This is a genomic window from Aquiluna sp. (genome assembly GCF_965064355.1).
In genome coordinates this window covers 1-3,316 of the sequence record NZ_CBCHRQ010000097.1, presented here as the reverse complement: position 1 = coordinate 3,316, position 3,316 = coordinate 1, and the positions used below count along the sequence as shown (strand labels likewise).

The following is a 3,316-nucleotide window of genomic DNA, read 5'->3' as shown; positions in this document are numbered from 1 at the left end:
AGCCCACCGGCAGTGCAACACCATGAAGGGCAAGATCTCGCCGGTCGTGCCATGGTCAAAAGACATCTTTGTTGTTGACCCGTCTCCCATTTTTGAGACCGTAGAAAGACTCAGGAAAAAGGGCGGGCGTGAAATCATTGCCCGCTGTCCCGACCTGAGCGACGCTGAGCAGGCATCAGAGTGGTTGCTCGACAGGCTCTCGAGATTGGAACCGAGCCTTAAGTTTCAGAGCCAGCTCTCTCCCGGGGGTGGGCAGTATGTTCTGGCTCTGAGCCTTCAGCGCTAGCTGGGTCTGAAGACTCCCACTGATCGCGATCCGGCGACCCTAGCGAGCTAGATGTCCCCCCAACACCTCAGGTACTTAGTGCTAATTAGTCAAGCAATCGCGCCTGACTCTTTCCTCATTAAAGCGCCTTTCTCTCGATGAAAAACGCTTTTTGCCGAACAACCTGCACACACACTTGCACAATCAAACAAAAACTCCCTCTCAGAAGTTCCTATTGAGGCTCTAAATCAAGGGAGTTGCAGGCGGAGAATGCTTGATTCGCACTACCACCCTCTTGCCCGCATGAATACTGGGGTTAGCAAGTTCGAAATGACTTTCTACGCCATCTCTCTACGCCATCTTGTTGTATGCATTGACTTCTGAAATGTCAGGAGTGAATCCAGCCCGTCGATAAACCCGCCCAGCAGAATTTGTCTCCTCGGTGACAATCACCCAGCTGTCGCATCCCCGATCTTTTGACCAGAATGCTGCGAGCCCAAGAAGGTGGGACGCAAGTCCTTTGCGACGATGTGCCTCGTTAGTTTCAACTGACTGGTATCTGGCAGTTGTTCCGCACTTCACAATTCCTAGGCTTGCAACTAATTCACCCTCAAAAAACGCACCAAACCAGGCGGCTTTCTCCTCAGCACATAACCTTTGGCGCGAAGCGTTAGATTCGATTGCAAATGCTTCTGTAGCGGCGGGTTCATAGCCACCTTCAGTCAACAGGTATGAAATTTCCCTTCGGGTTAGAGTGTCCCAGTCTTGTTCTTCGAAGTGTCTTGAGGTGTATCCGTCGGGGAGAGGCTGTGCTTTAGGAAGAGAGCTAGCTGTGAGCACATCCAACTGCTCAAGTGTGGTTCCTTGCTTTGCCCAACCTGCCGCATTAGTTGGCATTTCAGGAAGCCCAATTGCAATCCAGCGGTTGTTTGGGAAAACAGACCTATACCTTTCGACCCACTTCTCGCTCTCATCCACTGAAGACGGATCTAACACGAGTAAACAGTTGCCCCAGTGATACTCAGGGTTGGTCGGTGTTCTCACCACAAGGTGATCATCAAAGGTTTCTATCTCTGACCCGCTAAGAGCCAAGATGTCTAGGTCGGTTTTCCAACCAGGTGAAACAGTAAACAAAGTCTCTCCCTTAGCAGTCAAGAATATTTAACTCCAGAAAGCGAGCCTCCACAAACAGAGGAAACTCCCTCTCAAAAGTGCCTTCTCAGGCTCTAAATCAAGGGAGTTAATGGCGGAGAATGCTTGATTCGCACCACCAGCCTTCTACCCTTATGTTTACAGGGGTCAGGGTTAGCCAAATCACTTTCTACGCCATCTTTCTACGCCAAGTTAGTGATTTACGGATTCATCGGCGACGTAAACGAATGCTTGGACGCCAGATGATAACGTCACGCTCTCCCGCACGTAATCAGGGACTTCGTAGTTGTCGGTAGCGCTGAGCTCCTCTGAAGTAAGTTCCAAATAGGCTCCGCTGACTGACTCAGAGGCATCACTTCGACGCAGTATTGGGTGTCGGTCGGAGCCTGAAGCCGCGATCACCTCTGGGTCCGTGATTTGTATCCAGTCCAAACGCCAACCTGGGAGGGTGTCTTCGATTGTTTGAACCGTGTGACCATATAGAGCCATTTGGACGTTGGCTTGACGAAGCGTGCCGTATGAAAAAACTCTGTATGGAGGGTTTTTGCTCATCTCTCCAGACTACGGGCACTCGTAGAGCAAGTTTTGACAAAAGCCCCAGATTGCTCTGGGGCTTTTCGCTGCGGAGAATGCTTGATTCGCACTACCGCCCTGTTGCCCGCATAAATACTGGGGTTTTGGTTTGAGAAGTTGCTGTCTACGCCATCTGTCTACGCCATTTACGGCTTGGCTAGGGATTCTGCCTTGGCTTGGAGTTTGTTGAACTGACCTTTAGTCAAGAAGACTCGGTGGACGTTTGTCTCAGATGTATCGCCCGTGTGTGAGGCGTAGGGAGTTGTTCCAATCTCAAGAAGCTTCCCCGTCTTTAGGTTTAGATCAACGTAATAGTAAGTATTAGGCATTTATTGAACCTATAACGAAAAAGGACCCCTTACAAGAGGTCCTTTTCTGGCGGAGAATGGGGGATTCGAACCCCCGAGGGCTTGCACCCAACACGCTTTCCAAGCGTGCGCCATAGGCCACTAGGCGAATTCTCCGAGGGCGAGTCTAGTCGCAATTAGCTCTCAAAAACGAACCCTAAGTTCCTTGGGTAGAGTTCATGGTGGAAAGGGTGATAGCGATGAAGCTAGTTCCTCACTGGATTAACGGCTCAGCAGTTCAATCAAAATCAGGCAGAGAAGGTCACGTCTTTGACCCTGCCTTGGGCCAGCAAACTAAGTCGGTTGGCTTTGCCAACCAGGACGAAATTAACCAGACCATTGCGGCTGCCAAGGCGGCTTTTCCAGGCTGGCGCGACACCTCGGTCACCAAGCGCCAACAGGTCCTTTTCAGTTTCCGCGAGCTATTGAATGCCAAGAAGTCTGAGCTTGCCGCAATCATCACCTCTGAGCACGGCAAGGTGCTCTCGGATGCACTTGGAGAGATCACTCGAGGCCAAGAGGTAGTTGAGTTTGCCTGTGGTCTACCGCACCTATTGACTGGCTCTTATTCAGAGAACGCATCAACGAATGTTGACGTCTACTCGCTCAACCAGCCACTGGGCGTTGTTGGAATCATCAGCCCCTTCAACTTCCCCGCAATGGTGCCGATGTGGTTTTTCCCGGTCGCAATCGCCGCTGGCAACACAGTCGTCCTAAAGCCCAGTGAGAAGGACCCCAGCGCTGCCATCTGGATGGCAGAGCTGTGGAAGGAAGCTGGGCTTCCTGACGGCGTATTCAATGTCTTGAATGGTGACAAGGAGGCCGTAGATGGGCTTCTGAACCATGCTGATGTTCAGGCGATCTCCTTTGTTGGATCAACACCAATCGCTAGGTACATCTACGAAACGGCTTCCAAGAATGGCAAGCGGGTTCAGGCACTTGGAGGAGCTAAGAACCACATGCTAGTTCTTCCCGATGC

The 3,316-nt window shown here is 51.3% G+C and carries 4 protein-coding genes, 1 tRNA gene and 1 pseudogene; 2 read left to right on the top strand and 4 right to left on the bottom strand.

Annotated features, from left to right (window positions below; translation table 11 throughout):
- A pseudogene (locus tag AC128V_RS06895) lies at positions 1-286 on the top strand (hypothetical protein); the annotation flags it as partial.
- Positions 287-616: 330 nt separating this feature from the next.
- On the opposite strand, the gene AC128V_RS06890 reads toward AC128V_RS06895, so the two are convergent.
- From AC128V_RS06890 to AC128V_RS06875, 4 genes are all read right to left on the bottom strand, one after another.
- Positions 617-1,399 (bottom strand): GNAT family N-acetyltransferase, encoded by a 783-nt coding sequence (locus AC128V_RS06890; protein WP_482763934.1) that lies wholly within the window; start codon positions 1,397-1,399, stop codon positions 617-619.
- A gap of 210 nt (positions 1,400-1,609) precedes the next feature.
- On the bottom strand, positions 1,610-1,969 hold the full coding sequence (locus AC128V_RS06885; protein WP_482763933.1) for a gamma-glutamylcyclotransferase family protein: 360 nt from the start codon (positions 1,967-1,969) through the stop codon (positions 1,610-1,612).
- Positions 1,970-2,136: 167 nt separating this feature from the next.
- Complete coding sequence (locus tag AC128V_RS06880; protein ID WP_482763932.1) at positions 2,137-2,319, bottom strand: hypothetical protein; 183 nt, start codon at positions 2,317-2,319, stop codon at positions 2,137-2,139.
- A 47-nt stretch (positions 2,320-2,366) separates the two neighbouring features.
- Positions 2,367-2,454 (bottom strand) — tRNA-Ser (locus tag AC128V_RS06875).
- A gap of 83 nt (positions 2,455-2,537) precedes the next feature.
- Between AC128V_RS06875 and AC128V_RS06870 the strand changes: the two genes are divergently transcribed.
- On the top strand, positions 2,538-3,316 hold a 779-nt coding region (locus AC128V_RS06870; RefSeq protein ID WP_482763931.1), incomplete at its 3' end, for an aldehyde dehydrogenase family protein.

Coding starts and splice junctions, on each gene's coding strand:
- AC128V_RS06885 (WP_482763933.1), bottom strand. CDS start 1,969: ATGAGCAAAAACCCTCCATACAGAGTTTTTTCATACGGCACGCTTCGT.
- AC128V_RS06880 (WP_482763932.1), bottom strand. CDS start 2,319: ATGCCTAATACTTACTATTACGTTGATCTAAACCTAAAGACGGGGAAG.